This is a genomic window from Mesorhizobium oxytropidicola, assembly GCF_056174625.1.
Genome location: NZ_CM149692.1, coordinates 2,043,493 through 2,067,147, shown reverse-complemented (window position 1 = coordinate 2,067,147; position 23,655 = coordinate 2,043,493). Strand labels below are relative to the sequence as shown.

Here is a 23,655-nt window from a genome sequence, read left to right as displayed (position 1 = left end):
CCAGCAGGGGGCGTGATCGATTTCAAGGCGACCGATGGGCCGGCCATGGCATCGTCGGGCGAACGCCCTATATATGGCGGATGAACAGGATTTTTCGCGGGAATGGGCGGATGTCGGCGCGTCGACCATCGGTGAAACTTGCATCAGCGGCGCTGGTCGCGGCTTTCGTGGCCGGCTTTGCTCTGCCCGCTTCAGCGCAGGTGCTCAATCCCGCGGCCAAAAGCAACGCGTTGATCCAGCAGAACGATTTGCAGATCTTGCAGAACCGGGTGCAGCGGCAGCAATTTCAGCAGCAGCAACAGCAGTATCGCGCCCAGGACCGCGTGATCGTCCAGCAGCCGCCGCCGGTGGTGCCGCAGGTCAGGTCGAGCTGCCAGACGCAGATAATCGGCAACACCGCCGTGAGCACCTGTCGCTGACAGGCGGACCACTCTTTTATTTAGCCGACTTACATGATAGGGGCCTTCAGGTGCCCCTGCGGCAGTTTGGGTTTTGCAAAGGCGCCGCATCACGCTATGGGGCACTGCACCGACTGGATTGTTACGAATGGCAGCCACCAAGAAAAAGGCCGTGCGCAAGGCCAAGAAGGGCGAGCGGATCCGCCAGGTCGCGGCGATCCCCTTTCGGTTGACCTCGGGCGGCGATATCGAGGTGATGTTGGTCACGTCGCGGACGACGCAGCGCTTCATCGTCCCCAAGGGATGGCCGATGAAGGGCAAAAGCGGCCGCAAGGCAGCCACCATCGAGGCGATGGAAGAAGCCGGCGTGCTCGGCAAGACATTGAAGCAGCCGGCGGGCACCTATTCCTACTGGAAACGGCTGGCCAACAACTTCATTCGTGTCGACGTCATCGTCTATCTGCTTGAGGTGACCGAGGAACTGGCCAACTGGCAGGAAGCCAAGCGGCGGCAGCGGGCCTGGCTCGCTCCAGCCGATGCGGCGATGCTCATTGACGAGCCGGACCTTTCGACGCTTGTGGCGACCTTGACGATTCCCAAACAGGCGCCGATCGACGCTGCCTGAGGCAGGCCCTTACCCGCTCTTGTCGCCATCTTCGGGAAAAGGCCGCAGCGGCTTGCCGGTGTAGGCCCACAGCCATTCGCGCGGCAGCGGCCCCTTGTTGCGCTCACTCTGCTGCGACTGCTCCCAGGCATGTGCCAGGATGCCGACGGAACGCGACAGCACGAAGAGCCCGCGCGTCAGCGGCGGCGGGAAGCCGAGTTCGCCATAGATGACCGCCGTGGCGCCATCGATATTGAGTGGGATTTTTTTGCCCTTGCGCCGCGCGACATCAGCCTCGATCGCCTGGGCGATGTCGGCGAACCGTCCATTGACCACGCCGCGCGCGGCAAAATCCCGGGTCAGTTCAAGCAGCCGCGGCGCGCGCGGATCGATTGGGTGAAAGCGGTGACCGAGCCCCGGCACATAGCCCTTTTCCTCGGCGAAGAACCGGTCGAGCCGTGCCGGGACCGCCTCATCCAGCGCCATTCCGCCATCGATCGCCACGGCGACATCACCGTAGAAGGACAGCGCCTGCTCGCCGGCGCCGCCATGCACATCGCCGAGCACGTTGATGGCCGAAGCCATGGCGCTGTTGATGCCGACGCCACAGGTGGCGGCCATACGGGCAATGGCGATCGACGGTGCCTGCGGGCCATGATCTACGGCCGCACCCAGCGCTATACCGAGCAAGGCTGCCTGGTCCTCGCTGGGCAGTTCGCCACGCAACATCAGCCAAATCATTGCCGGGAAGCTGACGCGACCGATCAGGTCCTGGATTTCATAGCCGCGCAGCCGGATGACGCCGGGGCTCATCTCGATGATGCCGGTCTGCCACCATTCCTCGCCGCGCTCACGGCCTGACTTCTTCTCCGCGCCGCTCATGCCCGGGCCTTTGCTTTGGCGCGTGGCGGCAGGCCGGCGAAAATCTCGTCCATATGCGCGCCGAGCGCCGGCGGCGGCTTCGTCGGCAACGGCGCCTCACCATCGACCATGAAGCCGCCGCGCAGCACGGTCAGCGGCCTGTCCATGCCGGCAACATCGTCAAAATTCGCCGTCACCTGGCGCGCCAGCACCTGCGGTTCGGCCAGCACTTGCGGGATCGTCAGCACCCTGCCCGCCGGCACGCCGGCACGGTTGAACGTCTCTTCCCATACAGCCGCCGAGGCGTCTGCAAGAGCCTCCTCGATCTCGGCTTTCAGCGCCGTACGGTTGTGCTTGCGTGTCTCGCGCTCAGCGAAGCGCGCGTCCGAGGCCAGCTCCGCCCGCCCAATCAGCCGACAAAGCGTTACGAACTGCTCCTGCTTGTTGGCGGCAATGTTGAGCAATCCATCGCCGGTGCGGAAGGCGCCGGAAGGTGCCGCAGTCATGTTCTCATTGCCCATCGGCTTGGGATCGACTCCTGCCGTCAGGTAGTTCGATACCGGCCAGCCAAGCGCGGAAAGCGTGCATTCGAGCATCGAGACGTCGAGAAAGGCGCCCTCGCCCGATGTCTTCTGCCTGACCAGCGCCGATGCGATCGCGAAGGCACCGACCAGCCCGCCCAGCGTATCGGCAACGGGATAGCCGACGCGCAGCGGAGCGGTTTCCGGCGTGCCGGTGATGCTCATGATGCCCGACAGGCCCTGGATGATCTGGTCATAGGCGGGATTGTCGCGCATCGGCCCGGTCTGGCCGAAACCCGATATCGCGCAATAGACGAGGCCGGGGCGGACCGCCTTCAGCGCCTCATAGCCAAGGCCAAGCCGATCCATCACGCCGGGTCGGAAATTCTCCACCAGCGCATCGGCACTGGCGACCAGGTCGAGGAAGCGCTCGCGATCCGCTTCATTCTTCAGGTCGAGCACCACGGATCGTTTGCCGGCGTTCTGCGCCAGGAACGAGGCGCCCATGCCGGCTTGATTGAGCCTTGGCGAGCCGCCGAGCTGGCGCGCCAGGTCGCCGCCTTGCGGTCCCTCGACCTTGATCACATCGGCCCCCAGCAGCGCCAGCTGATAGGCACAATAGGGCCCGGCCAGAACATTGGTCAGGTCGAGGACGCGGATACCGGAAAGCAGGTCTGTCATGTCTTCTCAAATCGGTCAGGCATCGCCCGGCACATGCTCCGGTCCGCGCCGCCGGCGATGCTCGATGAAGGCCCAGATATGCGGCCCGACCAGGCCGATGAAGGCGAGCGTCAGCAGCGTCAGCGACAGCTTGTGCGTATAAAACACCGACCAGTCGCCATTCGAGATGGTCATTGCCCGGCGGAACTGAGTTTCAGCGAGCGGCCCGAGGATCATGCCGATGATGACGGGCGCGGTCGGGAAATCGAAGCGCCGCATCAGGAAGCCCGCCGCCCCCAGCAGATAGAGGATGACGAGGTCGATCGGCGACTGCGAGATGCCATAGGTGCCGACGGTGGCGAACACCAGGATGCCGGCATAAAGCTGCGGCGCCGGTATCTCCAACAGCCGCACCCACAGCCCGATCAGCGGCAGGTTGAGGATGACGAGGATGACATTGGCGATGAACAGGCTGGCGATCAGGCCCCAGACCAGGTCGGCCTGCGTCGTCAAGAGCAGCGGGCCGGGATTGATGCCGTAGCTCTGGAACGCCGACAGCATGATCGCCGCCGTCGCCGAGGTCGGCAGGCCGAGCGTCAGCATCGGCACCAGCACGCCGGCTGCGGACGCATTGTTGGCGGCCTCGGGACCGGCAACGCCCTCGATGGCGCCGACCGTGCCGAATTCCTCCTTATGCTTCGACAGCTTCTTTTCGATGGCGTAGGACAGGAAGGTCGGGATTTCGGCGCCGCCAGCCGGCATGGCGCCGATCGGGAAGCCGATCGCGGCACCGCGCAGCCAGGCCTTCCATGAGCGGCCCCATTCGGCCGCGGTCATGTAGAGCGAACCTTTCAGCGGCACGATCTCGTCCTTGCCGGCATAGCGGCGCGAGGCCATGTAGAGCGTCTCGCCGACCGCGAACAGGCCGACCGCGGCGATGATGACGTCGACGCCATCGAGCAGTTCGGTCGAGCCGAAGGTGAAGCGCGGCTGGCCGGTCTGCAGATCGACGCCGATCATGCCGATGACGAAGCCGGCAAACAGGCTGGTGAGCCCGCGCACCGAGGACGAGCCGAGCACGGCCGAAACCGTGATGAAGGCCAGCACCATCAGCGAGAATACTCGGCCGGGCCGAAGGCCAGCGCGAACTTGACCACCACCGGCGCCAGAAAAGCGACGCCCAGCGTTCCGATCGTGCCGGCAACGAAGGAGCCGATCGCCGAGGTGGCGAGTGCGGCACCGCCACGGCCGGACCGCGCCATCTTGTTGCCTTCCAGCGCGGTGACGATGGTGGCGCTTTCGCCCGGCGTGTTGAGCAGGATCGACGTCGTCGAGCCGCCATACATGGCACCGTAATAGATGCCGGCGAACAGGATGAAGGACGCCTCCGGCGCCACCTGATAGGTGATCGGCAGAAGCAGCGCGATGGTCAGCGCCGGCCCGAGGCCGGGCAGCACGCCTATGGCGGTGCCGAGCGTGGTGCCGAGCAGGCACCACATCAGGTTCATCGGGGTGAAGGCGACCGAGAAGCCGTGGGCGAGATGGCCAAGCGTTTCCATGGCGTCAGCCTCCCAGAGCGCCGATGATCGCGTCGATCACCGTGTTCAGCTGGTTCTCGATGAAGCCGGCACCGATGTTGACGCCAAGCGCCCTGGCGAAGCCGAAATAGGCGGCCAGCGCCAGGATAAGGCCAGTGAGCGCGTCACGCAGCGTGTGCCTGCTGCCGAAGCCGTAGCAGACGAGAACGAACATGATGACCGATGCCGCGGTGAAGCCGAGCGGCCGGATGAGCAGCAGGTTGGCCAGAAGACCGATGACGACGAAGCCCATCGCCTTCCAATCGGCCGGCGTTTCCTTTTCCTCCTCCGGCTGCCAGCCGCCGCGAAGTGCTGCGAGGATGAGCAGCAGGGAAAGCACCATCAGGCCGACCATGGTGAGATAGGGAAAGACGGTCGGGCCTACCTTGGAATAGAGCGGCGACACCGGAATCGCCAGCGTCTGCCAGGCCACGGCGCCGGCACAGGCCAGAAGGCCGATGCCAACAAGCAATTCCGGCACGGCAAGGCGCGAGGGCGCCGCCGGCTGGTTGATGGTGCTCATGAATGTCCCTCCCCCGGTAGTTGGCCAAGACAGCCGGCAGCCGCTGCCGGCTTCACGTACCTTCACTCATTGGCCGACCGCACTCTCTCCTGCGATCGGCTGGAATAGAAAAATGAGGGACGGCTCGCGCCGTCCCCCTGGGGAAATCAGGCGAGGCCGAGGTCCTTGAGGATGGCTTCGATGCGCGCCGAATCCCCGGCGACGAATTTCGCATAGTCGTCGCCGGTGAGCAGGATGGGCGTCCAGTTGCGGTTCTTGCACTCCGTGGCCCAGGCATCGCTCTTGGCCATGGTCTCGACCAGCGTGATCATCGCCGCCTTGTCGGCGTCGGACACGCCGGGAGGCGCGAAAACGCCGCGCCAGTTGAACAGTTCGACATCGATGCCGGCTTCCTTCAGCGTCGGCGCGTCGATGCCGTCCTGGCGCTTGTCGGCCGAGATGGCGAGCAGCCTCAGAGCGCCCGCCTTGATCTGCTCGGAGAATTCGCCAAAGCCGGAAATGCCGGCCGCCACCTGGTTGCCGAGCAGCGCCGACAAGGCCTCGCCGCCGCCGGCGAACGGCACATAGGAAAGACTGGTCGCCGGAACACCGACCGTCTTGGCGATCAGGCCGAACAGGATGTGGTCGGAGCCACCGGCGGAACCGCCGGCCACCGGAACCTTGGTCGGATCGGCCTTGAGCGCCGCGACGAAATCGGCGGCGGTCTTGAATGGCGATTCCGCCGGCACCACCAGGGCCTCGAATTCGCCGGTGAGACGGGCGATCGGCGTGACCTGCGTCAGATTGTTGGCGGCCTTGTTGGCGATGATGGCGCCGACCATGACCATGCCGGCGACCATCAGCGAATTGCCCTTGCCGTTCCACTGGCTGATGAACTGTGGCAGCCCGACCGTGCCGCCGGCGCCGCCGACATTGGTGATCTGCGAGCCCGAGATGAGCTTCTCTGCGCGCAGCACCTGATCCATCGTGCGCCCTGTCTGGTCCCACCCGCCGCCGGGTGCCGCCGGCACGAAAATCTGGATCTGCGGTGCGCCTTCAGCGAAAGCGGGCGTGAGATGAAGTCCTGCAAGGCCGGCAGCACCTGCCGCCGCCGTGCTCATCAAAAATCTGCGTCTGTTCAGCATGGGATTCCTCCAGATCACGACACCTCCTCCGGTGCCTGCCAAACGCGCCTGCATTCACAGACCCGTGATCGAGTTCAAGCAGATGTTACTGAGTTCTGTCAACGGGAACGATATTCTGCTGGACAGAACGGTCCAGTGGCCGACAGAGTGGCTCCGCTCGGGCTTCTCCGAACTGGGAACCGCGATGGACCTACTAAGCAGATCGACTGATGCGGAAAGCCGGCGCGCCTCGGCCGAAGGTGTTGCGGCACTTGATCGGGCGATTGCCATCCTCGATGCCTTCACCGCGACCGATCGCTCGCTCAGCCTGGCCGAAATCGCGGCGCGTACCGGCCTCTACAAGAGCACGATCCTGCGGCTGGCGAATTCGCTGCTGCGCGGGCAGCTGCTCGAGCGCCTCGACGATGGGCGTTACCGCGTCGGGCCGGCCACCTTTCGGCTGGGCGCGCTCTATCAGCGTTCGGTCGTGGCGGTCGACATCCTGTTGCCGATCATGCGCGATCTTTCCGAGCGAAGCTGGGAAAGCGTTGCGTTCTATGTCCGCTCGGGCGACGTCCGCACCTGCCTCTATCGCGTCGAATCCAAGCATCCGATCCGCTATACCATTCGCGAGGGCGACGTACTGCCCTTGCTGGTCGGCTCGGGCGGGCGCGTGCTTGCGGCGTTTTCCGGCCAGATGGGTGAACCCTACGAGACCATCCGCAGGACTTGCAACTGCCTCGCCGTCGGCGACCGCGATCCCGAGACGGCGGGCATCTCGGCGCCGGTGTTCGGACCGGGACGCATCCTGCTCGGCGCCTTGACGCTGGCTGGCCCGAGCACGCGCGTCGATGCCGCCTTCCTTCAGCGCATGAAACGTCCGCTGCTCGAGGCGGCGGCTCGCGCGACCCGCGCCTTCGGTGAGGATGCCTCCATGCTCGAACAGGCAAGTCTTGCGGCAGAAGCTCTGCCCTAGCTCCGGCGGTTGCGATCTGCAAGAGGACCGATAAGCTTCGAATACAAACTGATTCAACTTTAAGCAGTCACTTGACGTTGCGTAATATTCGACTGCCCACGTCAAGAAAAGGCTTCATAGAGAACGGAACTATTTATTTGCTGTTAAGCCCGGCGTGATAACCCGATTGCTGTCGCCATTTGAGCGACATGAGGGAAGAACAGCGTCTTAAACCGACGGGTTTAACAGTCGGACAGACGCGCTGACAGGATCATGGCCCGTCCGTGAATTCGATGAAGCTGTCATCGAGGAACGCCAACCCCCGTCTTCTCGGGCTCGTCTGGCCGTTCATCGCCGTCGTCCTCATCCAGGCGCTGGTCGCCAGCCTCAGCCTCTACACGCTTTCGGCGGTACGCGCCTATGTCGGCGGCGAAAGCCAGTGGTCCAAGGGGCAAAAGCACGCCATCTATTTCCTCAGCCTCTATGCCGACACCGGCAATGAGGAGTTCTTCGGTGAGTATCGCGAAGCGATCGCCGTTCCGCTGGCCGACCGCTCGGCCCGCTTGGCGCTCGAGCAGCCCGACCCCGATACAGAGGCGGCGCGCGCAGGCTTTCTGCAGGGCAGAAACCACCCGGACGACGTGACCGGGATGATCTGGCTATTCCAGAATTTCCGCGGCTTTATCTATCTCGACACCGCTATCCGGCACTGGACCGCTGCCGACGCGATGATCCTGGCCATCCAGCAGCTCGGCGACGCGATGCACGCGACGTTCAGCAAGGGGCAGGCGTCACCGGCTGAGATCAACGCCTGGAAGACGGATATCCATCAGCTAGATCGTCAGATCAGCCCCCTTTCCAAGGCTTTCTCGGACAGTCTCGGCGAGGGGTCACGCTTCATCCGGATGCTGCTCACCTTCGCCAATCTCGTCACCGCCGCCTTGCTGATCCTGCTTGCCGTGTTGCGCACGCGCAAACTCCTGGCCCAGCGCCAGGCCTTCCAGCTGGCGCTCAATGCCGAGCGCGAGCGCGCCCAGGTCACGCTGGCTTCGATCGGCCAGGCTGTCATCAGCACCGGCCGTGACGGGCGGCTGGACTACATGAACGCAGTTGCCGAGAAACTGCTGGCCTGCCCGTTCGGCACTGCCAGGGGCAAACCGATCGCATCGCTGTTTCGCCTCGTCGACAAAGACACCAGCGTTGAAGAAACGCAGCTGGTCGATCGTCTCCTGGCCGGCGAACCGCGCCGTTCCAGCGCCCGTCCGCAATTGCTGCAGCGGCCGGACGGCTCTGTTGTTCCTGTCGCGCTGACCGGCGCACCGCTGCTGGTTTCCGGTGAGGTCGTCGGCGCGGTGCTCGCCTTCCACGACATGACGCGCGAAGAGGACTATATCGAGCGGCTTTCATGGCAGGCTTCGCATGACGCGTTGACCGGGCTCGCCAACCGGCGCGATTTCGAAAGCCGGCTGGAAAGGACGATCGTCGAATTGCAGGGCCAGCCCCGGCAGCATGCCTTGATGTATCTCGATCTCGACCAGTTCAAGCTGGTCAACGATACCTGCGGCCATGCCGCTGGTGACCAATTGCTGCGCCAGATCTCCGCGCTGCTGACCCACGAATTGCGGCCGGGCGACGTGCTGGCCAGGCTGGGCGGCGACGAATTCGGTGTGCTGCTCGTGGACAGTGACTGCGAAACCGCCGCCGACACCGCCGAACGGCTGCGCACAGCCGTGCAGGACCTGCATTTCGCCTGGGATAACAGGCCCTTCAACACCAGTGTCAGCATCGGCATGGTACAGATCGCCGATGCGCACGTGACAATCGAGGAGACGCTGCGTGCCGCCGATGTCGCCTGCTATATGGCCAAGGAGAAAGGCCGCAACCGGGTCCAGATCCACAGCGATGGCGACATGGCTTTGCGCCAGCGTTTCGGCGAGATGGCCTGGGTGCAGCGCCTGCACGCCGCGCTTGAGCAAAACCGCTTCAGGCTGCATGCCCAGGAAATCTGGCCACTCAACGACGACGCCGCCGAGGCGGGAGCGCATATCGAAATCCTGTTGCGGCTGACCGACGAAGACGGCAGCTTCGTCACCCCGCAAAGCTTCATTCCCGCGGCCGAGCGCTACGGCCTGATGCCGTCGATCGACCGCTGGGTGGTGCGTAACACCTTCCGCATCCTGGCCGCACGGCAAGCCGATCCGACCATCGCGCCGATCGCCACATGCGCCATCAATCTTTCCGGCGCGACCTTCGGCGACGAGACCTTTCTCGGCTTCCTGCGCGAGCAGTTTCTCGTCCATGGCATTTCACCGGCCATGATCTGCCTCGAGATCACCGAAACCAGCGCCATCGCCAATCTCACCAACGCCATGCGCTTCATTGCCGATCTGCGCGGCCTGGGCTGCCGCTTCGCACTCGACGATTTCGGTTCCGGCATGTCGTCCTTCGCCTATTTGAAGCACCTGCCGGTCGACTACCTCAAGATCGATGGCAGCTTCGTCAAGGACATGCTGGACGACCGCATCGACCGCGCCATGGTCGAGATGATCCACCACATCGGCAAGGTCATGGGCAAGCGCACCATCGCCGAATTCGTCGAAAACGACGGCATCGCCGCGGCCCTGAAGGCGATCGGCGTCGACTATGCCCAGGGCTATGGGATCGCCAGACCGAAGCCTTTCGATGCCTCGACGGAGCTGCTTGGGCGGGGTGTCACGCCGGCCGCGGAGAGCGCCGATCCATGGGCCGATCTGACACGGAAGCTGCGCCGCAAGGCCGGTTAGGCCTCACCCCGGTTTAGGGCCGTCGCTCCAGCAGGATGGTCGGGGCATCGTGATAGAGGGTCCGCGTCACCTCGCTGTAGCCGCACTTCCTGGCGACATTCTGTGAAGCCGTATTTTCCGGATCGATGATGCAGACGGTTTTGGTACGTCTGAAGGTCTCGTCGCCCCAGACATGCACGCGACTGACGATCTCTGTGGCAAGGCCCGACCCGTGCACGGCCGGCGCCAAAGCCCATCCGGCCTCGGGAATGCCTTCGATCGACGGTTCCATGTCGCGCTTCAGGTCATGAAAGCCGGCCTCGCCGACGAAGCGGCCTGTCGCCTTCTCCTCGATCGCCCAGAAGCCGTAGCCCAGCAGCGACCACAGGCCGGCATGACGCAGGAAGCGCATCCAGCTTTCCTCGCGCGTGCGCGGCTTGCCGCCGATGAAACGGGTGACGACCGGATCGGCCCACATCGCGACATAGGCGTCGAAATCCTCGATCCGGTGCGCCCTCAAAATGGTTCGCTGCGTCTCGATGACGGGTGCGATGGTCGCTTGCGGATTGTTCATGGGACTTGCCTCGCTGATGGTGCCTGCGCTTAGCAAATCGCCCCTGCGGTGCAAGGGCCAGCACGAGACGCGCCATCATCCAGGCAAGCCGTATGGCCAGGTGCTATGGGAATTCTGCCTGACAGTGTTATTTTCCCGGCACGCTGATTCAGCCCCCGGGGACGCGACCTTTTTCGGACACGCGCTGGGGCCATCAAACCCAGGGGAAGAAGCATGGACACGACAGACCTTGTGCTTGCCATTGTCCATCATCTGCTGGTGTTTTCCTTGGCAGGGATCATCGGTGCCGAATTCGTGCTGATCCGCGGCGACCTGCCCGCCGTGACACTCAAGCGGCTCGCCGGCATCGACCGCCACTACGGCATCATCGCCGCGCTCGTCATCATCGTCGGTATCGGCCGTGTCTTCTGGAGCCTCAAGGGTTGGGAGTTCTACGTCTACAACTGGGTGTTCTGGGCCAAGATGGCGGCCTTCGGCCTTGTCGGCCTGCTATCGATCATCCCGACTGTGCGCTTCATTTCTTGGAACCGGCAGGCCAGCGCCAATCCCTCCTTCGCCGTGCCAGCGGGCGAACTGGCCTCGGTGAAGACCTATATCCGCGCCGAGGCCTTCGTCTTCCTGCTGATCCCGGTCTTCGCGGCAGCGATGGCGCGCGGTTACGGCACCTGATCGCCAGAGACCGCCGTTTCAAGCGGAGCGATCTCCACCAGTGGCGCCGGAATGCTGGTCGTCTTCTCCTCGGCCTTACAGATGTCGGCGATGACGCAGGCCGGGCAATCCGGCTTGCGCGCCTTGCAGACATAGCGGCCATGCAGGATCAGCCAGTGATGCGCATGGCGCATATATTCGTCCGGGATGATCCTCAGCAGCCCCTGCTCGACCTGTTCGGGTGTCTTGCCGGGCGCCAGGCCAAGCCGGTTGCCGATGCGGAAAATATGCGTGTCGACCGCCATCGTGTGCTGGCCGAAGGCCATGTTGAGCACGACATTGGCGGTCTTGCGCCCGACGCCCGGCAGTTTGACCAGCTCGTCGCGGTCATCAGGCACCGCGCCGCCATGGTCGCGGATCAGTGCTTGTGAAAGCGCGATGACGTTCTTGGCCTTGTTGCGCCACAGCCCGATAGTCCTGATGTAGTCACCGACCTTGGCCTCACCCAGCGCCAACATCTTCTGCGGCGTATCTGCGGCTTTGAACAGGGCTCGTGTCGCCTTGTTGACGCCGGCGTCGGTCGCTTGCGCCGAAAGCACCACCGCCACCAGCAGCGTGAAGGCGTTGACATGTTCGAGTTCGCCCTTCGGCTCCGGTCGCTGGACCGAAAAGCGGCGGAAGATCTCGTGCACTTCGGCCGGACTGTAGCGCGACGTCTGCCGCACCGGCCGTGGGCGCGGCTTGGCGTTCGAACCATCACGGCGGCCGGCCGGCAGCTCATTTTCGGGCATGGAAGAATCTTTGGACTTGGGGCTCGCCATTTCCCTCCTATAATATCCTGTCATGAGCGACACAAACGCCTCGTTCCAGGCTGACGAGCCCTTCTTTCACGCATTGCTGACGCCGCACCGGTCGCTGGGCAGGACAGGCTTCCTGGTCCTGATGGGCGCGCTGCTGTTCGGCTGGCTGGTGACCGGCACGTTTTTCTTGTCGCGCGGTGCCTGGCCGGTGTTCGGCTTCTTCGGCCTCGACGTGGTCGCCGTCTACATCGCCTTCCGCGCCAATTATCGGGCCGCCCGCGCCCGCGAGGAGGTTTCGGTCTCGCGCACCAGCCTCGACATCCGCAAGACGGCCCCCTCGGGAAAATCGGAAGCGCACCGCTTCAACCCGTTCTGGGCGCGGTTTTCGGTCGCCCGTCATGCCGAAATCGGCATCACCAAAATGACGGTCGAAGGCCAAGGCCAGAACGTTCCGATCGGTGGCTTTCTCGATCCCGAGTCCCGCGAGAGCTTTGCCACCGCCTTCTCACGCGCACTGGCGACCGCCAAGGCGCGCTGAATCTAGAAACGATAGCGCAAAAGCCTGCCGACCTTGCGCAGCGCCGGAATGTGCTTCCAAAGCCGCACGAACAGTTTGGCGGACCAGCCCATGCGGGCGGCGTGTTCCGGCTTGTAGGCGGAGATATCCTCGACGAACCGCAGCTTCGGGACCGCCAGTTCCAGCTCGTGTGGATCGTCGATCGCCCAGTGAACTTCCGCGCCCGTCACCTTGACGGTCGGATTGAGGCGAAGCAGCGTCAGGCCGAAACGGCTGTAGGCGTCGAACATCAATTCGCCGCCGGCAAGATGCGAGACCAGCCGCGAAACCAGGCGTAGCCCTTCGTCTGCGGGAAGATAGGGCGTCAGCCCCTCCGCCACCACGATGGCCGGGCGGTTGCGGGGCACGTCGGCCAGCCAGCCGGGCTCGGTCACCGACGAAGCGATGAGGTGGTAATGGTCGCGGGACGGGTAGAGCCTGCGCCTGAGCTCGATGACCTCCGCATAGTCGACATCGAACCAGTCCACGCCTGGTGGTGGATCGACACGGAAGATGCGCGTATCGAGCCCGCAGCCAAGATGCAGCACGATGGCGCCAGGATTTCTGGCCAGGAAATCCTCAACACGAACGTCCAGCGTCTTGGCCCGGATCGCCAGGCCGATGCCGAGATTCTCGTCTACCTTGAGCCTAGAGAAATCATAGTCGATCTTGCGCACCGCCTCGTCGGCGAAATGATCCGCAAGCAGCGAATGGGACAGCCGGCTCTCCAGCGCCTTGCCATAGAGCGTCATCAGCAAGGTTTCCCTGGCCCCTGTCAGATGCACTTTCTCGCCAGCCATAAGCGACTCCTGGCACGAAACCCCGAGTCTATCTGGGCATGCGCGGCAAGAAGGCAAGTTTCGGGTGGCGATCGGCGCCCCAAGGGGCGATATTCCTGGTCAAGGAGACAGTTCGATGAGCACACAGACAGCCGTCCTCAAGAAGGACATCACGCCGCAAGGCAGCGACTATGAGATCGTGCGCCGCGCCATCGAGAAGATCAGCCTCGACTATCGCGACCAGCCTTCGCTCGAGGAACTCGCGGAGGAGGTCGGCGAGACGCCGACCGGCCTGCAAAAACTGTTCACCCGCTGGGCCGGCCTGTCGCCAAAAGCCTTTCTGCAGGCGGTGACGCTCGACCATGCGCGCCGGCTGCTCGATTCCGGCATGCCGCTGCTCGAAACCTCGTTCGAACTGGGCATGTCCGGTCCCGGCCGGCTGCATGACCTGTTCGTCACCCACGAGGCGATGTCGCCGGGCGACTACAAGACACGCGGCGCCGGCCTCACCATCCGCTACGGCTATCACCCCTCGCCTTTCGGCACCGCCCTGATCATGGCCACCGACCGTGGCCTTGCCGGCCTCGCCTTCAGCGACCCCGGCGAGGAACGTGCGTCCTTCGCCGACATGTCCAGCCGCTGGCCGAACGCCATCTATGTCGAGGACATGGCCGCTACTGGTCCTTATGCCGCGCGCATCTTCGACTCGACATTGTGGCGCCCCGACCAGCCGCTGCATGTCGTCATGATCGGCACCGACTTCCAGGTCCGCGTCTGGGAGGCGCTGCTGCAGATCCCGATGGGCAAGGCGCGCACCTATTCCTCGATCGCCGCCAGCATCGGCGCGCCAAGCGCCAGCCGGGCGGTCGGTGCCGCCAATGGCGCCAACCCGCTCTCCTTCGTGGTGCCTTGCCACCGCGCCATCGGCAAGTCCGGTGACCTCACCGGCTACCATCGGGGCCTGACCCGCAAGCGCGCCATCCTGGGCTGGGAGGCGGGCCAAGTGTCGTCGTAAAATGTCGATTTTTCAATTGCGACCCAAGAAATATATGAATAGTCACACTATTAAGTATTAGTGCGATTTCTCATCGAAATTTCTGGATACAACCGAGGACAACCATCGGTTTCTTCATGGTCATTATTGCCGCGAATTATTTAAGTTTACGCTAAATTAACCACGATAAAGCGATCATGACTCATATTAATTCGGGCGATCCGACTTAATAGGAGGTCTCGATGAAATTGTTTCGCACCGCCTTCGGTGCAGCTTTGCTGGTCGCATGTCTGGACCAGACTGCATTGGCGACGACGCAAAATGTCATTTTCAATGGCACGATCTCCCCGACCTGCACGCTTGTCATTGCCACCAATGGCACGATGACGGTCAGTCCCGACCTCCAGACCCTCAGCTCCCACAACAGCGGCGGCTCGGCCGGAACCGTCACGCTGACGACGACCGGCGGCGTGTCGCTGAGCGTCGATCCGGTTACCACCACGACGGTGCCGGCGGCCGACACCACATCGACCACCTGGACACCAACCTACTCTTCCGCCGGTGCGCACTCCATCGTCGAGACCGGCTCGGCGACCGCCATCAGCTCGCCCGGCGCCGACCTAGTTTCGGTCCATCTCGCCGGCACCAAGGGCGGCAGCAACCGCTTCGCCAACGGAAACTATCAGGCAACGGTAACGCTTCGCTGCGAGTAGCGCCCGGGAAGGAGGCATCCTTGACACTTTTCGAACCCTGGCGACGGCGCTGGCCGTCGGCCTGATCCCCGTTGCCGCGGCGGCGCAGTCGATGTCGCCGATGCGCGGCGAGGTCAACAGTTTCACCGACGTCTTCGCGGTCCGCGTATACCCGGCCAATCCATACGACCAGAAGATCAAGGTCGAAATCCACGTCTACGATCAGGATTTTCAGCCGGTGGACGCCAGGATCTCTCCGAGTGCCTTCCAACTGGGTTCCCAGGCTTCCCGCCCTGTCCTTGTGGTCGTGCCTTTCGGCGGCGCCGCCGAGCGTAAAGTGCGTATCTGTACCGAAAGCATCCCCTTCCCCAATCAACAGACGCAGATAAGGGCACAGATATGCGGAAAGTTTTTTGGGCACCGCAAGTCCTGACGCTGGCAGTCGCGGTTGCTGTGACAAGCACCGTTCCAACCCAGGCCCAGGACCAGATCTACAATCTCAACCAGAACGAGAACGGCTTCAATTTGCCCGGTGTCACCTTGCCTCAGGGCCAGGACGAGGTCCATGCCGCGGACGGCACCACTTGCCGTTCCGCCGTTTCCGGTTCCGGTGCCTATATGGATCTCGGCGTCATCAGAGGCAACAACCAGACGGACAATGGCGTCGCCACCTATGGCCGGGTGGTGATCCCGATCGGGCGTACACCGACGCGTCTCGACTGCAGCCGGTTGTACGAACTTGAGGTCCAGCGCCTGCAGCTGGAGCTGAAACTGCTCAAAATGGGCCTCGGCGGCGACGGCCCGACGGGAAGCGTGGCCGCCAGCGCTCCCGCTACCGCGGCCGCATCACCGGGATGGGCCAACGAAGGCTGGAGCATCAGGACCGGAAACAGCGATGGCAAGAGAAAGAAGAAGAAGAAATAGCCGCGCGCTGCTGGCGATGGCAGCCCTTGCCGGCCTCAGCCAGCCTGCGTCCGCGGCAATCATCGGCACCTGCACCATCACGGTCGGGGCGTCGGGAACGATGAAGGCAAATCCCGGCCTTAACGTGTTCGGCTCCAAGCAGGCCGGCGGATCGAGCGCGGGCGCCACCATCACCGCCAGCTCGCTGCTTTGCACCTTGCTCAACCTGCTCGATTGTTATTCCGTTTCCGCACCGGCGCCCGCATCGTTCTCGTCGGCGCCAAGCGGCGGCGGCACCAATGTCAACTTCAGCACCGTCTACCGCCTCGACGGCACCGGCGTCGACACCTCCGGAAGCGTGCCGCAGCGCGTCGTCAACGGCACCCACACTATCGAGGTTGACCTCACCGCCACCAAATCATCGGGCATCTTTCCCGCCGGCAGCTATCAGGGCACGGTCACCGTGCGCTGCGAGTGAGGCGACAAATCGCCTTTTGATATCCACATGGTCTGGCAAGTCACCGCATGACGCGCTAGCTTCCCGCGCAACCGGGGTGCCGGTGCAGCCATAGTGATGCATCGGCGCACCTCGCCATCTTCGATCCACATCGTGCTTTCCGAAAGTCGATCCTGATTTCCGGCCAGCGCTGGCAGGGAGGCACTTTCTTGATAGTCGTCATCGGCTCGATCAACCTCGACCTAATCGCCAAAGTCCACCGCTTGCCGACCCCCGGCGAAACGGTGAGCGGCTCCGGTTTCGCCACAGCGCCCGGCGGCAAGGGCGCCAACCAGGCGCTGGCCGCCGCACGCGCCGGTGTTCCCGTGCGCATGGTCGGCGCCGTTGGCAGGGACAGTTTCGCCGCCGAGGCGTTGGCATTGCTGCGCGAGGCCAAGGTCGACCTGTCAGGCGTGGGCGAAACCTTTGCCTCGACCGGAACGGCGCTGATCATGGTCGGTGACGACGGCGAGAACATCATCGCCGTGGTGCCCGGCGCCAATGCTTCCGTGGTGCCCGGTGACCTTTCCAAGGCCTTCCTGAAGAAGGGCGATGTCGTGCTGCTCCAGCACGAGATCCCGCTGGCGACCGTCGATGCCGCGCTCGACCAGGCACGGGCCGCCGGCGCCATCACCGTGCTCAACACCGCTCCTTTCCAGGGCGATGCGGCGGCTTTCCTTGGCAAGGCCGATTATGCCGTCGCCAATGAGACCGAGTTCGACCTCTATGGCGAGGCGCTGAAGCTGAGCGGCCGCGACCGCGCGGCGCGCATGCGCGACTTCGCCGCGAAAACCGGCCGCACCATCGTCGTCACGCTCGGCAGCGACGGCGTCATGGCGGCGACACCGAATGATTTCCTGACCGTTGCGGCCATGAAGATCACGCCTGTCGACACGGTCGGCGCCGGCGACACCTTCTGCGGCTACTTCGCCGCCGGCCTGTCGTCCGGCCTTGCGCTCGACAAGGCACTGGCACGGGCCGGTACGGCTGGCTCGCTGGCATGCCTCAAGCCCGGTGCCCAACCGGCGATCCCGCTGGCCAAGGATGTCGATCAGGCCTTGCAGGAAGCCAGCTGAAATGATGCGTCCCCAGACGAAACATGCCGTGCCGCCGGCCGGCGATATCTGCCGCCTGTCGGCCATCGCGCTTGCCGATGCGATCCGCCGCAAGAAACTGTCCGTGCGCGAGGTGGTGACCGCCTTCCTCGATCGCATCGAGGCGGTCAATCCGCTGGTCAATGCCATCGTCTCGTTGCGCGACCGCGGCGACATCCTGCGCGAGGCTGACGCAGCCGATAGCCGGCGGGTGAGCGAAACCGGGACGCTCTTCGGCCTGCCGATCGCAATCAAGGACCTTGCCTCGACGACCGGGCTCAGGACCTCCTTCGGCTCGCCGATCTTCGCCGATTTCGTGCCGCAGGAAGACGATTTCTTCGTCGAGCGCATCCGCGACGCCGGCGCCATCATCATCGGCAAGACCAATGTCCCCGAATTCGGGCTGGGATCCAACACCTACAACAATGTCTTCGGGCCGACGCTGAACGCCTTCGACCCGGCACTCACCGCCGGCGGCTCGAGCGGCGGTGCGGCGGTGGCGCTGGCGCTCGACATGGTGCCTGTCGCTGACGGCAGCGACTTCGGCGGCTCGCTACGCAATCCGGCAGGCTGGAACAATGTCTACGGTTTCCGCCCGTCGCAGGGGCTTGTGCCCGGCGGACCGGACTTCGAGGTCTTTCATGCACAGATGGGCGTCGAAGGGCCGATGGGCCGCAACGTCGCCGACATGGCGCTGCTGCTCGACGTGCAGGCGGGCTACCATCCGCAGGCACCCCTGTCCTATGAGAAACCGGGCTCGTTCCTCGAAGGCCTCGCAATACCGCCGACCGGCGGCCGCATCGCCTGGTTTGGCGACCTCGGCGGCCATCTGCCGATCGAAGCGGGCATCCTCGATCTGTGCGAGGCGGCACTCGGCCGGCTCGCGGGCCAGTCCTTCGCGGTCGAACCCTTGCTGCCGGATTTCGATTTCGAAGCACTGTGGCATGCCTTCGTCACGCTGCGCCAGGCCAGCAGCGGCTGCGCCCTCAAGGTCCATTACGACGACCCCTCCAGGCGCGGCCTGCTGAAGCCGGAAGCCATCTGGGAAATCGAGAACGCGATGCGGCTGACGGCGCCGCAGATCCGCGCGGCCTCAGTGATCCGCACCTCCTGGCATCGCACGCTGCTGTCGATCTTCGACCGCTTCGATCTCATCGCCCTGCCGACCGCGCAGGTCTTCCCTTTCGAGATCGGCACGCACTGGCCAAGCGAGGTCGCCGGACGGCCAATGGACAGCTATCACCGCTGGATGCAGGTTTCCGCCTTTGCCACGCTGGGCGGCTGCCCGGCGGTCAGCGTACCCGTCGGCTTCGATGACAGGGGGCGATCAATGGGCATGCAGCTGATCGGCCGGCCGCGCGGCGACCTCGCCGTGCTGAGGGCGGCCGCAGCCTATGAGGCGACACAGCCCTGGCAAGCCGGCGCTTGACGCGAGCGCATGGGTGCAGCGCTTCGTGGACGGCTTGCGCAGAGGCTGTCGCCATGCATTGATTGTCGTCCACTACGCCGCATTGGCGGCATTTTGAGGAAAAATCATGTCGCTGGAACTCTACGCCGCCTATGTCCTCGCCTGCATCGTCATCATCCTGGTGCCCGGTCCGACGGTCACGCTGATCATTGCCAACAGCATCCGCCATGGCGCCCGCGCCGGCCTTGCCAATGTCGCCGGCACGCAGGCCGGGCTTGCCATCATGATCGCCATCGTCGGCATCGGCCTCAACACGCTGATCGCGGGCATGGGCCACTGGTTCGAATGGGTGCGGCTGATCGGCGCCGCCTATCTGATCTGGATGGGCGTCCAGATGTTCCGCTCCAAGGGCACGCTGAACGCCGACGGAACGGCGAGAAGGCCGCGCGGCGGCTTCTTCCTGCAGGGCCTGCTGGTGGCGCTGAGCAATCCCAAGACGCTGGTGTTCTTCGGCGCCTTCTTTCCGCAGTTCATCGCGCCGCAAGGCAATTATACGCTGCAGATCGTCGTCATGGGCCTGACCGCCATGATCTTCGCCGCCCTGTCGGATTCGACCTATGCGCTCGCCGCCAGCCGCGCCGGACGCCTGCTGTCGGCCAGCCGCATCAAGCTCATGTCCAGGATCAGCGGCAGCTTCCTGGTCGGCGGCGGCCTTTGGCTGGCGTTTTCAAGGTCGAAGTAAAAACTCCCTTCCCTCGCCCCGTTCACGGGGAGAGGGTGGTCGCGAAGCGATCGGGTGAGGGGCAGCGCCAAGGCTGCAAGTAAAATATCAACGTTTGCGTCGCCCCTCATCCCCCTGCCGGGACCTTCTCCCCGTGAACGGGGAGAAGGGAGTTTTCACAGCCGCCCCAGCCTCTCCACCAGCAGCGCGAAGAAGCCGTCATGGTCGATATCGCGCATCACCATGGCGTTCTTTTCCCGCTTGGTCACGCCCCACCAGTCGATCACGGTCATGCCCATGGTCAGTTCCGAGGCGGTTTCCACGCTGACATTGCAGTTGCGGCCCTTGAACAGCTCCGGCTTCAGAAGATAGGCGATGACGCAGGGGTCGTGCAGCGGCCCGCCATCGGTGCCGTATTTGCCCTCGTCGTAACGCTCGAAGAACTCCAGCATCTCGGCGGTCGCGGTGCCGACCTTGGTGCCGAGCGCGCGGAAGGCCTGCGTGCGCTTGGTCGTCGTCAGCGCCTTGTGGGTGACGTCGAGCGGCATCATCACGATCGGGATGCCGGACTTGAACACCAGATCGGCGGCCTGCGGATCGACATAGATGTTGAATTCGGCCGCAGGCGTGACGTTGCCGCCCTCGAAGAAGCCGCCGCCCATCAGCACGATTTCCTTGATGCGCGGAGCGATGCGCGGTTCGCGGATCAGCGCCAGCGCTATGTTGGTCAGCGGCCCGAGCGGGCAGAGCGTGATGGTGCCGCTCTCTTCCTTCATCAGCGTCTCTACGATGAAATCGACGGCATACTGCTCCTGCAGCTTCATCGTCGGTTCGGGAAGCTGCGGCCCGTTGAGGCCGGTCTTGCCATGCACTTCCTCGGCGGTGACCAGCGTGCGCGCCAGGGGACGGATGGCACCGGCATAGACCTTGATCTCAGGCCGGCCGGCCAGTTCGCAGATCTTGCGGGCATTCTTTTCGGTGAGCTTCAGCGGCACGTTGCCGGCAACGGCAGTGATGCCGACGATCTCCAATTCGCTGCTGCCGAGCGCCAGCAGAATGGCGACGGCATCGTCCTGGCCGGGGTCGGTGTCGATGATGATCTTGCGTGGTTGGGGCATTTCAATTCCTTGTTTGGCTGGCCGTGAGCTCACCGGATCGAGAGCACGCCTGAAGGACGACCTCGGCGCTTCTCCTTGCATCCGCACGTCGTTTCAAGCGCCATGTTGATTATTCCTGTGAGTCCAAGGCCTGGTCTTTTTGGGCGGGTCTTGTGGTGGCTTGAACTTGGTCGCGGGGCGGACCATATCAAGGCCATCGGGAAAAATGCCATCTGGGTTTTTCCACTTTATGTCGCTCTTGAGAGGACAGTGTAACATGAGCCGAATGACGCCTTTCTCCAGCCCGCTTCTCCTTGGTTTCGACGCCATGGAAAAGACCTTGGAGCGCTTGGCAAAATCCGGTGACAGCTACCCTCCCTACAACATCGAACGGCTCAGCGGTGCCGACGGCAAGGCCGAAAGGCTGCGCATCACGCTCGCCGTCGCCGGTTTCGCCGAAAGCGATCTCGATGTGACAACGGAGGAAAACCAGTTGGTCGTGCGCGGCCGTCAGACCGACGACACCGAGCGCGAATTCCTCCATCGCGGCATCGCCGCGCGCCAGTTCCAGCGCTGTTTCGTGTTGGCCGACGGCATGCGGGTGATCGCGGCGGAGCTGAAGAACGGCCTGTTGTCGATCGACCTCGATCGGCCGGAGTCCGAACGGCTGGTACGGAAAATAAACATATCGGTGAAAGACTGATCTTTACCGATGGCTCTCATGCGGGATGGCCTATTGCCCCGGGAAAGGGCGGCGTCCACGCGCCAAGGAGGCTTGAAATGACCAGAACTGAAACGATCACCATGACCAATGGCGAATTCGCCCATCTCGGCGAAGGCTCGGTCGCCTATCTGCGCAAGGTCTCGAGCGATGACCTGCTCGGCCGCTTCCCGAACATCGGTGAAATCGCGCCCGGCCTGGAGCTGTGGGCCCTGTTTGCCGCAAACGGCCAGCCGATCCTGCTTTCCGATGCGCGTGACCGCGCACTGGCCGGCGCCATGGAAAACGACCTGACCACCGTTGCCATTCACTAAAGCAATTCCAGGAAAAGTGTTTGGCGGTTTTCCCGGGAAAAACGCATAGCGTTTTCCCTTGGGAATTGGAGTGCGCCCCTCGGAGCGGACAGGATCAAGCGGCAGTTTTGACCATCTTCCGGGCGTGTTGGTCTTCGAACTGTTGCGGGCTGAGATAGCCGAGCGCTGAATGCAATCGGCGGGTGTTGTAGACCTCATCAATGAAGCGGGGAAGGTCCTCAGCGACGTCGGTGAAGGTTTCATAGGCCATCGGATAGATGGCTTCGACCTTCATCGTCTTCATGAAGCTTTCCGCTTTGGCATTATCGTAGGGATTGCCGCGCCGACCCATCGATCCAATAAGATCGTGCTCGGCGAGAAGATTGCGATAGAGGAGCGCGGCATATTGCGCCCCTCGATCCGAGTGATGGACGCAGCCCGGCGGCGGCTTTCGCCGTTCGATTGCCGCCTTCAATGCTGCAACGGTCAAGCGCGCGTCGATCGAACGGCCGATGGCGTAACCAACGACCTTGCGGGACCAGGCATCCAAGATGACCGCGACGTAGACGAAGCCTGCCGCAATCGCCACGTAGGTTATGTCGCTTACCCAAAGCCGGTTCGGGCCATCGAGTGTCACGTCCTTCGCCAGGTTCGGGAAGATCGGCAATTCATGATTGCTGTCCGTGGTGGCGATGAAGCGTCGCCTGATCCTGGGCTGCAGATCATGCTCGCGCATCAATCGTCTGATCTTCTTGTGGTTCACGACAATGCCGCTCTGCCGCAGCGCCGCCTGCATGCGGCGATAGCCGTAGGCTTCGAAGCTGTCGGAGATCTCACCCATCGTCTCGACGAGCGCTGTGTCATCCACGGCGGTTTCGGGCTGATCGTAGTAGGTTGATCGCGCGATCCCCATCAGCCGGCATCCTTCAGCGATGGAGACACCGCGGGGCCGGTGATCACGGATGTAGGCCCGCTTCTGGGACGTGGTGCGCTTTTCAGAGCCCCCTTTAGAAACTCGATTTCCAAGGCTTGCCGGCCTACCAGCCGCTCCAGCGCGGCGATCCGAGCCTCATAGGTCTGCATCGTCTCGGCCGCCGCTACATCCTCGTCGAAGGCGCCGGCCTCGTATTTCTGGACCCAGATACGGATCAGGTTACGCGCTAGTTCGTGCCGCCTGGCCAGACCATGAAGCGTCTCGCCGGAGAGGAACTCTTGCACTACCTGACGTTTGAACTCGATGCTGTGCGCGCGATGTGCAGTCATGGCTTCCATCTTTCGAAAGCCCGGCTTCCAAGTCAATTCTGCTTAGTCAAGCTGTCCGCTCCGAAGGGCGCATTCCAAATTGCGCCAAAACAAAGAATTGGCGATCGGTTGGCTGAAACGAAAAGGGCCGCTCGCGGCGGCCCTTGGCAGTCTTTTTCAAAATCCAGCTTCAGGCGGCGTGCGAGGCCTGCGTGTCCGACAACAGCGCGTGGATCGCCGTGGCGTCGCGCGTCCCTCTGATCTTGGCCACCGTGTCGGCGTCGCGCAGCACCCGCGCGATGCGTGACAGGGCCTTGAGGTGATCGGCGCCAGCCCCTTCCGGCGCCAACAGCAGAAACACCAGATCGACAGGCTGGTCATCCAGCGACTCGAAATCGACCGGCGTTTCCAGCCGGGCGAAAACACCGGCAATGCGCTTCACGCCGGCGAGCTTGCCATGCGGAATGGCGATGCCGTTGCCGACACCGGTCGAGCCCAGCCGCTCACGCTGCAGGATGGTGTCGAACACTTCCCTCTCCGGAATGCCCGAAATCCCCGCGGCCCGTTCGGACAGCAATTGCAGAAGCTGCTTCTTGGAGTTCGCCTTCAACGCCGGCAAAATCGCCGGAACGCTGATAAGATCGCTCAGATCCATGCTTGAAAATCCCTTGTT

The 23,655-nt window shown here is 63.5% G+C and carries 27 protein-coding genes and 1 pseudogene; 16 read left to right on the top strand and 12 right to left on the bottom strand.

Annotation, left to right across the window (positions count from 1 at the left end; genetic code table 11):
- Positions 1 to 110 precede the first annotated feature (110 nt).
- Positions 111 to 419 carry a hypothetical protein gene (locus AC0V8S_RS10365; RefSeq protein WP_475437616.1) on the top strand — a complete coding sequence of 103 codons (309 nt, stop codon included), beginning with the start codon at positions 111 to 113 and terminating at the stop codon, positions 417 to 419.
- Between the two features lie 127 nt (positions 420 to 546).
- Positions 547 to 1,023: an NUDIX hydrolase gene (locus AC0V8S_RS10360; protein ID WP_475437615.1), complete on the top strand. Its 477-nt coding sequence runs from the start codon at positions 547 to 549 to the stop codon at positions 1,021 to 1,023.
- 9 nt (positions 1,024 to 1,032) lie between these two features.
- Here AC0V8S_RS10360 and AC0V8S_RS10355 read toward each other — a convergent pair whose 3' ends face one another.
- The 5 genes and pseudogenes from AC0V8S_RS10355 to AC0V8S_RS10335 all read right to left on the bottom strand — a co-directional run bounded on the left by AC0V8S_RS10355 (position 1,033) and on the right by AC0V8S_RS10335 (position 6,268).
- A complete protein-coding gene (locus AC0V8S_RS10355) occupies positions 1,033 to 1,884 on the bottom strand; it encodes a citryl-CoA lyase (protein WP_475437614.1) in 852 nt (283 codons plus the stop codon).
- Positions 1,881 to 3,065 carry a CaiB/BaiF CoA transferase family protein gene (locus AC0V8S_RS10350; protein WP_475437613.1) on the bottom strand — a complete coding sequence of 395 codons (1,185 nt, stop codon included), beginning with the start codon at positions 3,063 to 3,065 and terminating at the stop codon, positions 1,881 to 1,883. Before AC0V8S_RS10350 ends, AC0V8S_RS10355 begins: the two co-directional genes overlap by 4 nt.
- Positions 3,066 to 3,080: 15 nt before the next feature.
- Positions 3,081 to 4,603, bottom strand: a pseudogene (locus AC0V8S_RS10345) (tripartite tricarboxylate transporter permease).
- A 4-nt stretch (positions 4,604 to 4,607) separates the two neighbouring features.
- Complete coding sequence (locus tag AC0V8S_RS10340; RefSeq protein ID WP_475437612.1) at positions 4,608 to 5,144, bottom strand: tripartite tricarboxylate transporter TctB family protein; 537 nt, start codon at positions 5,142 to 5,144, stop codon at positions 4,608 to 4,610.
- Positions 5,145 to 5,290: 146 nt separating this feature from the next.
- Entirely contained in the window at positions 5,291 to 6,268 is a 978-nt protein-coding gene (locus tag AC0V8S_RS10335; protein WP_475437611.1) for a Bug family tripartite tricarboxylate transporter substrate binding protein, read from the bottom strand.
- Positions 6,269 to 6,452: 184 nt separating this feature from the next.
- Here AC0V8S_RS10335 and AC0V8S_RS10330 point away from each other — a divergent pair, with 184 nt between their 5' ends.
- Complete coding sequence (locus AC0V8S_RS10330) at positions 6,453 to 7,223, top strand: IclR family transcriptional regulator (protein ID WP_475437610.1); 771 nt, start codon at positions 6,453 to 6,455, stop codon at positions 7,221 to 7,223.
- A 272-nt stretch (positions 7,224 to 7,495) separates the two neighbouring features.
- On the top strand, positions 7,496 to 9,985 hold the full coding sequence (locus AC0V8S_RS10325) for an EAL domain-containing protein (RefSeq protein ID WP_475438598.1): 2,490 nt from the start codon (positions 7,496 to 7,498) through the stop codon (positions 9,983 to 9,985).
- Positions 9,986 to 9,998: 13 nt separating this feature from the next.
- On the opposite strand, the gene AC0V8S_RS10320 is transcribed toward AC0V8S_RS10325, so the two are convergent.
- Positions 9,999 to 10,538 carry a GNAT family N-acetyltransferase gene (locus AC0V8S_RS10320; protein ID WP_475437609.1) on the bottom strand — a complete coding sequence of 180 codons (540 nt, stop codon included), beginning with the start codon at positions 10,536 to 10,538 and terminating at the stop codon, positions 9,999 to 10,001.
- A 213-nt stretch (positions 10,539 to 10,751) separates the two neighbouring features.
- Between AC0V8S_RS10320 and AC0V8S_RS10315 the strand changes: the two genes are divergently transcribed.
- Positions 10,752 to 11,207: a DUF2214 family protein gene (locus tag AC0V8S_RS10315; protein ID WP_475437608.1), complete on the top strand. Its 456-nt coding sequence runs from the start codon at positions 10,752 to 10,754 to the stop codon at positions 11,205 to 11,207.
- Here AC0V8S_RS10315 and nth read toward each other — a convergent pair.
- Entirely contained in the window at positions 11,195 to 12,007 is an 813-nt protein-coding gene (gene nth / locus AC0V8S_RS10310; RefSeq protein ID WP_475437607.1) for an endonuclease III, read from the bottom strand. The genes AC0V8S_RS10315 and nth overlap by 13 nt on opposite strands.
- Positions 12,008 to 12,029: 22 nt before the next feature.
- Here nth and AC0V8S_RS10305 point away from each other — a divergent pair, with 22 nt between their 5' ends.
- Entirely contained in the window at positions 12,030 to 12,524 is a 495-nt protein-coding gene (locus tag AC0V8S_RS10305) for a DUF2244 domain-containing protein (protein WP_475437606.1), read from the top strand.
- Positions 12,525 to 12,526: 2 nt separating this feature from the next.
- Here AC0V8S_RS10305 and AC0V8S_RS10300 read toward each other — a convergent pair whose 3' ends face one another.
- Positions 12,527 to 13,342, bottom strand: a complete 816-nt coding sequence (locus AC0V8S_RS10300) for a class I SAM-dependent methyltransferase (RefSeq protein WP_475437605.1) — start codon at positions 13,340 to 13,342, stop codon at positions 12,527 to 12,529.
- 115 nt (positions 13,343 to 13,457) lie between these two features.
- Here AC0V8S_RS10300 and AC0V8S_RS10295 point away from each other — a divergent pair, with 115 nt between their 5' ends.
- The 8 genes from AC0V8S_RS10295 to AC0V8S_RS10260 all read left to right on the top strand — a co-directional run bounded on the left by AC0V8S_RS10295 (position 13,458) and on the right by AC0V8S_RS10260 (position 19,650).
- Complete coding sequence (locus tag AC0V8S_RS10295; RefSeq protein ID WP_475437604.1) at positions 13,458 to 14,336, top strand: methylated-DNA--[protein]-cysteine S-methyltransferase; 879 nt, start codon at positions 13,458 to 13,460, stop codon at positions 14,334 to 14,336.
- 221 nt (positions 14,337 to 14,557) lie between these two features.
- Positions 14,558 to 15,028 (top strand): hypothetical protein, encoded by a 471-nt coding sequence (locus AC0V8S_RS10290; protein ID WP_183463113.1) that lies wholly within the window; start codon positions 14,558 to 14,560, stop codon positions 15,026 to 15,028.
- A gap of 91 nt (positions 15,029 to 15,119) precedes the next feature.
- A complete protein-coding gene (locus tag AC0V8S_RS10285) occupies positions 15,120 to 15,440 on the top strand; it encodes a hypothetical protein (protein WP_475437603.1) in 321 nt (106 codons plus the stop codon).
- Complete coding sequence (locus AC0V8S_RS10280; protein ID WP_475437602.1) at positions 15,407 to 15,931, top strand: hypothetical protein; 525 nt, start codon at positions 15,407 to 15,409, stop codon at positions 15,929 to 15,931. The genes AC0V8S_RS10285 and AC0V8S_RS10280 overlap by 34 nt, the downstream gene beginning before the upstream one ends.
- Complete coding sequence (locus AC0V8S_RS10275; RefSeq protein WP_475437601.1) at positions 15,903 to 16,388, top strand: hypothetical protein; 486 nt, start codon at positions 15,903 to 15,905, stop codon at positions 16,386 to 16,388. The genes AC0V8S_RS10280 and AC0V8S_RS10275 overlap by 29 nt, the downstream gene beginning before the upstream one ends.
- A gap of 188 nt (positions 16,389 to 16,576) precedes the next feature.
- Entirely contained in the window at positions 16,577 to 17,482 is a 906-nt protein-coding gene (locus AC0V8S_RS10270) for a ribokinase (RefSeq protein ID WP_475437600.1), read from the top strand.
- A 1-nt stretch (position 17,483) separates the two neighbouring features.
- Positions 17,484 to 18,929, top strand: coding sequence for an amidase (locus tag AC0V8S_RS10265; RefSeq protein ID WP_183463120.1), 1,446 nt, complete (start codon positions 17,484 to 17,486; stop codon positions 18,927 to 18,929).
- A gap of 106 nt (positions 18,930 to 19,035) precedes the next feature.
- Positions 19,036 to 19,650 (top strand): LysE family translocator, encoded by a 615-nt coding sequence (locus AC0V8S_RS10260; protein ID WP_183463122.1) that lies wholly within the window; start codon positions 19,036 to 19,038, stop codon positions 19,648 to 19,650.
- A gap of 155 nt (positions 19,651 to 19,805) precedes the next feature.
- Here the strand turns inward: AC0V8S_RS10260 and AC0V8S_RS10255 are convergent, their stop codons facing one another.
- Positions 19,806 to 20,747, bottom strand: coding sequence for a nucleoside hydrolase (locus tag AC0V8S_RS10255; protein ID WP_183463129.1), 942 nt, complete (start codon positions 20,745 to 20,747; stop codon positions 19,806 to 19,808).
- A 256-nt stretch (positions 20,748 to 21,003) separates the two neighbouring features.
- Between AC0V8S_RS10255 and AC0V8S_RS10250 the strand changes: the two genes are divergently transcribed.
- Together AC0V8S_RS10250 and AC0V8S_RS10245 are read left to right on the top strand one after the other, a co-directional pair.
- The gene (locus AC0V8S_RS10250) at positions 21,004 to 21,429 is read left to right on the top strand and encodes an Hsp20 family protein (protein WP_013893014.1); all 426 of its coding nucleotides are present in this window, start codon (positions 21,004 to 21,006) and stop codon (positions 21,427 to 21,429) included.
- A gap of 77 nt (positions 21,430 to 21,506) precedes the next feature.
- Entirely contained in the window at positions 21,507 to 21,761 is a 255-nt protein-coding gene (locus AC0V8S_RS10245) for a BQ00720 family protein (protein WP_095199511.1), read from the top strand.
- A 94-nt stretch (positions 21,762 to 21,855) separates the two neighbouring features.
- Here AC0V8S_RS10245 and AC0V8S_RS10240 read toward each other — a convergent pair whose 3' ends face one another.
- The 3 genes from AC0V8S_RS10240 to ptsN all read right to left on the bottom strand — a co-directional run bounded on the left by AC0V8S_RS10240 (position 21,856) and on the right by ptsN (position 23,637).
- The gene (locus AC0V8S_RS10240) at positions 21,856 to 22,674 is read right to left on the bottom strand and encodes an IS3 family transposase (RefSeq protein ID WP_244661964.1); all 819 of its coding nucleotides are present in this window, start codon (positions 22,672 to 22,674) and stop codon (positions 21,856 to 21,858) included.
- Complete coding sequence (locus AC0V8S_RS10235) at positions 22,653 to 23,003, bottom strand: transposase (RefSeq protein WP_183460044.1); 351 nt, start codon at positions 23,001 to 23,003, stop codon at positions 22,653 to 22,655. The genes AC0V8S_RS10240 and AC0V8S_RS10235 overlap by 22 nt, the downstream gene beginning before the upstream one ends.
- Positions 23,004 to 23,172: 169 nt before the next feature.
- The gene (gene ptsN, locus AC0V8S_RS10230) at positions 23,173 to 23,637 is read right to left on the bottom strand and encodes a PTS IIA-like nitrogen regulatory protein PtsN (RefSeq protein WP_095199512.1); all 465 of its coding nucleotides are present in this window, start codon (positions 23,635 to 23,637) and stop codon (positions 23,173 to 23,175) included.
- Positions 23,638 to 23,655 lie beyond the last annotated feature (18 nt).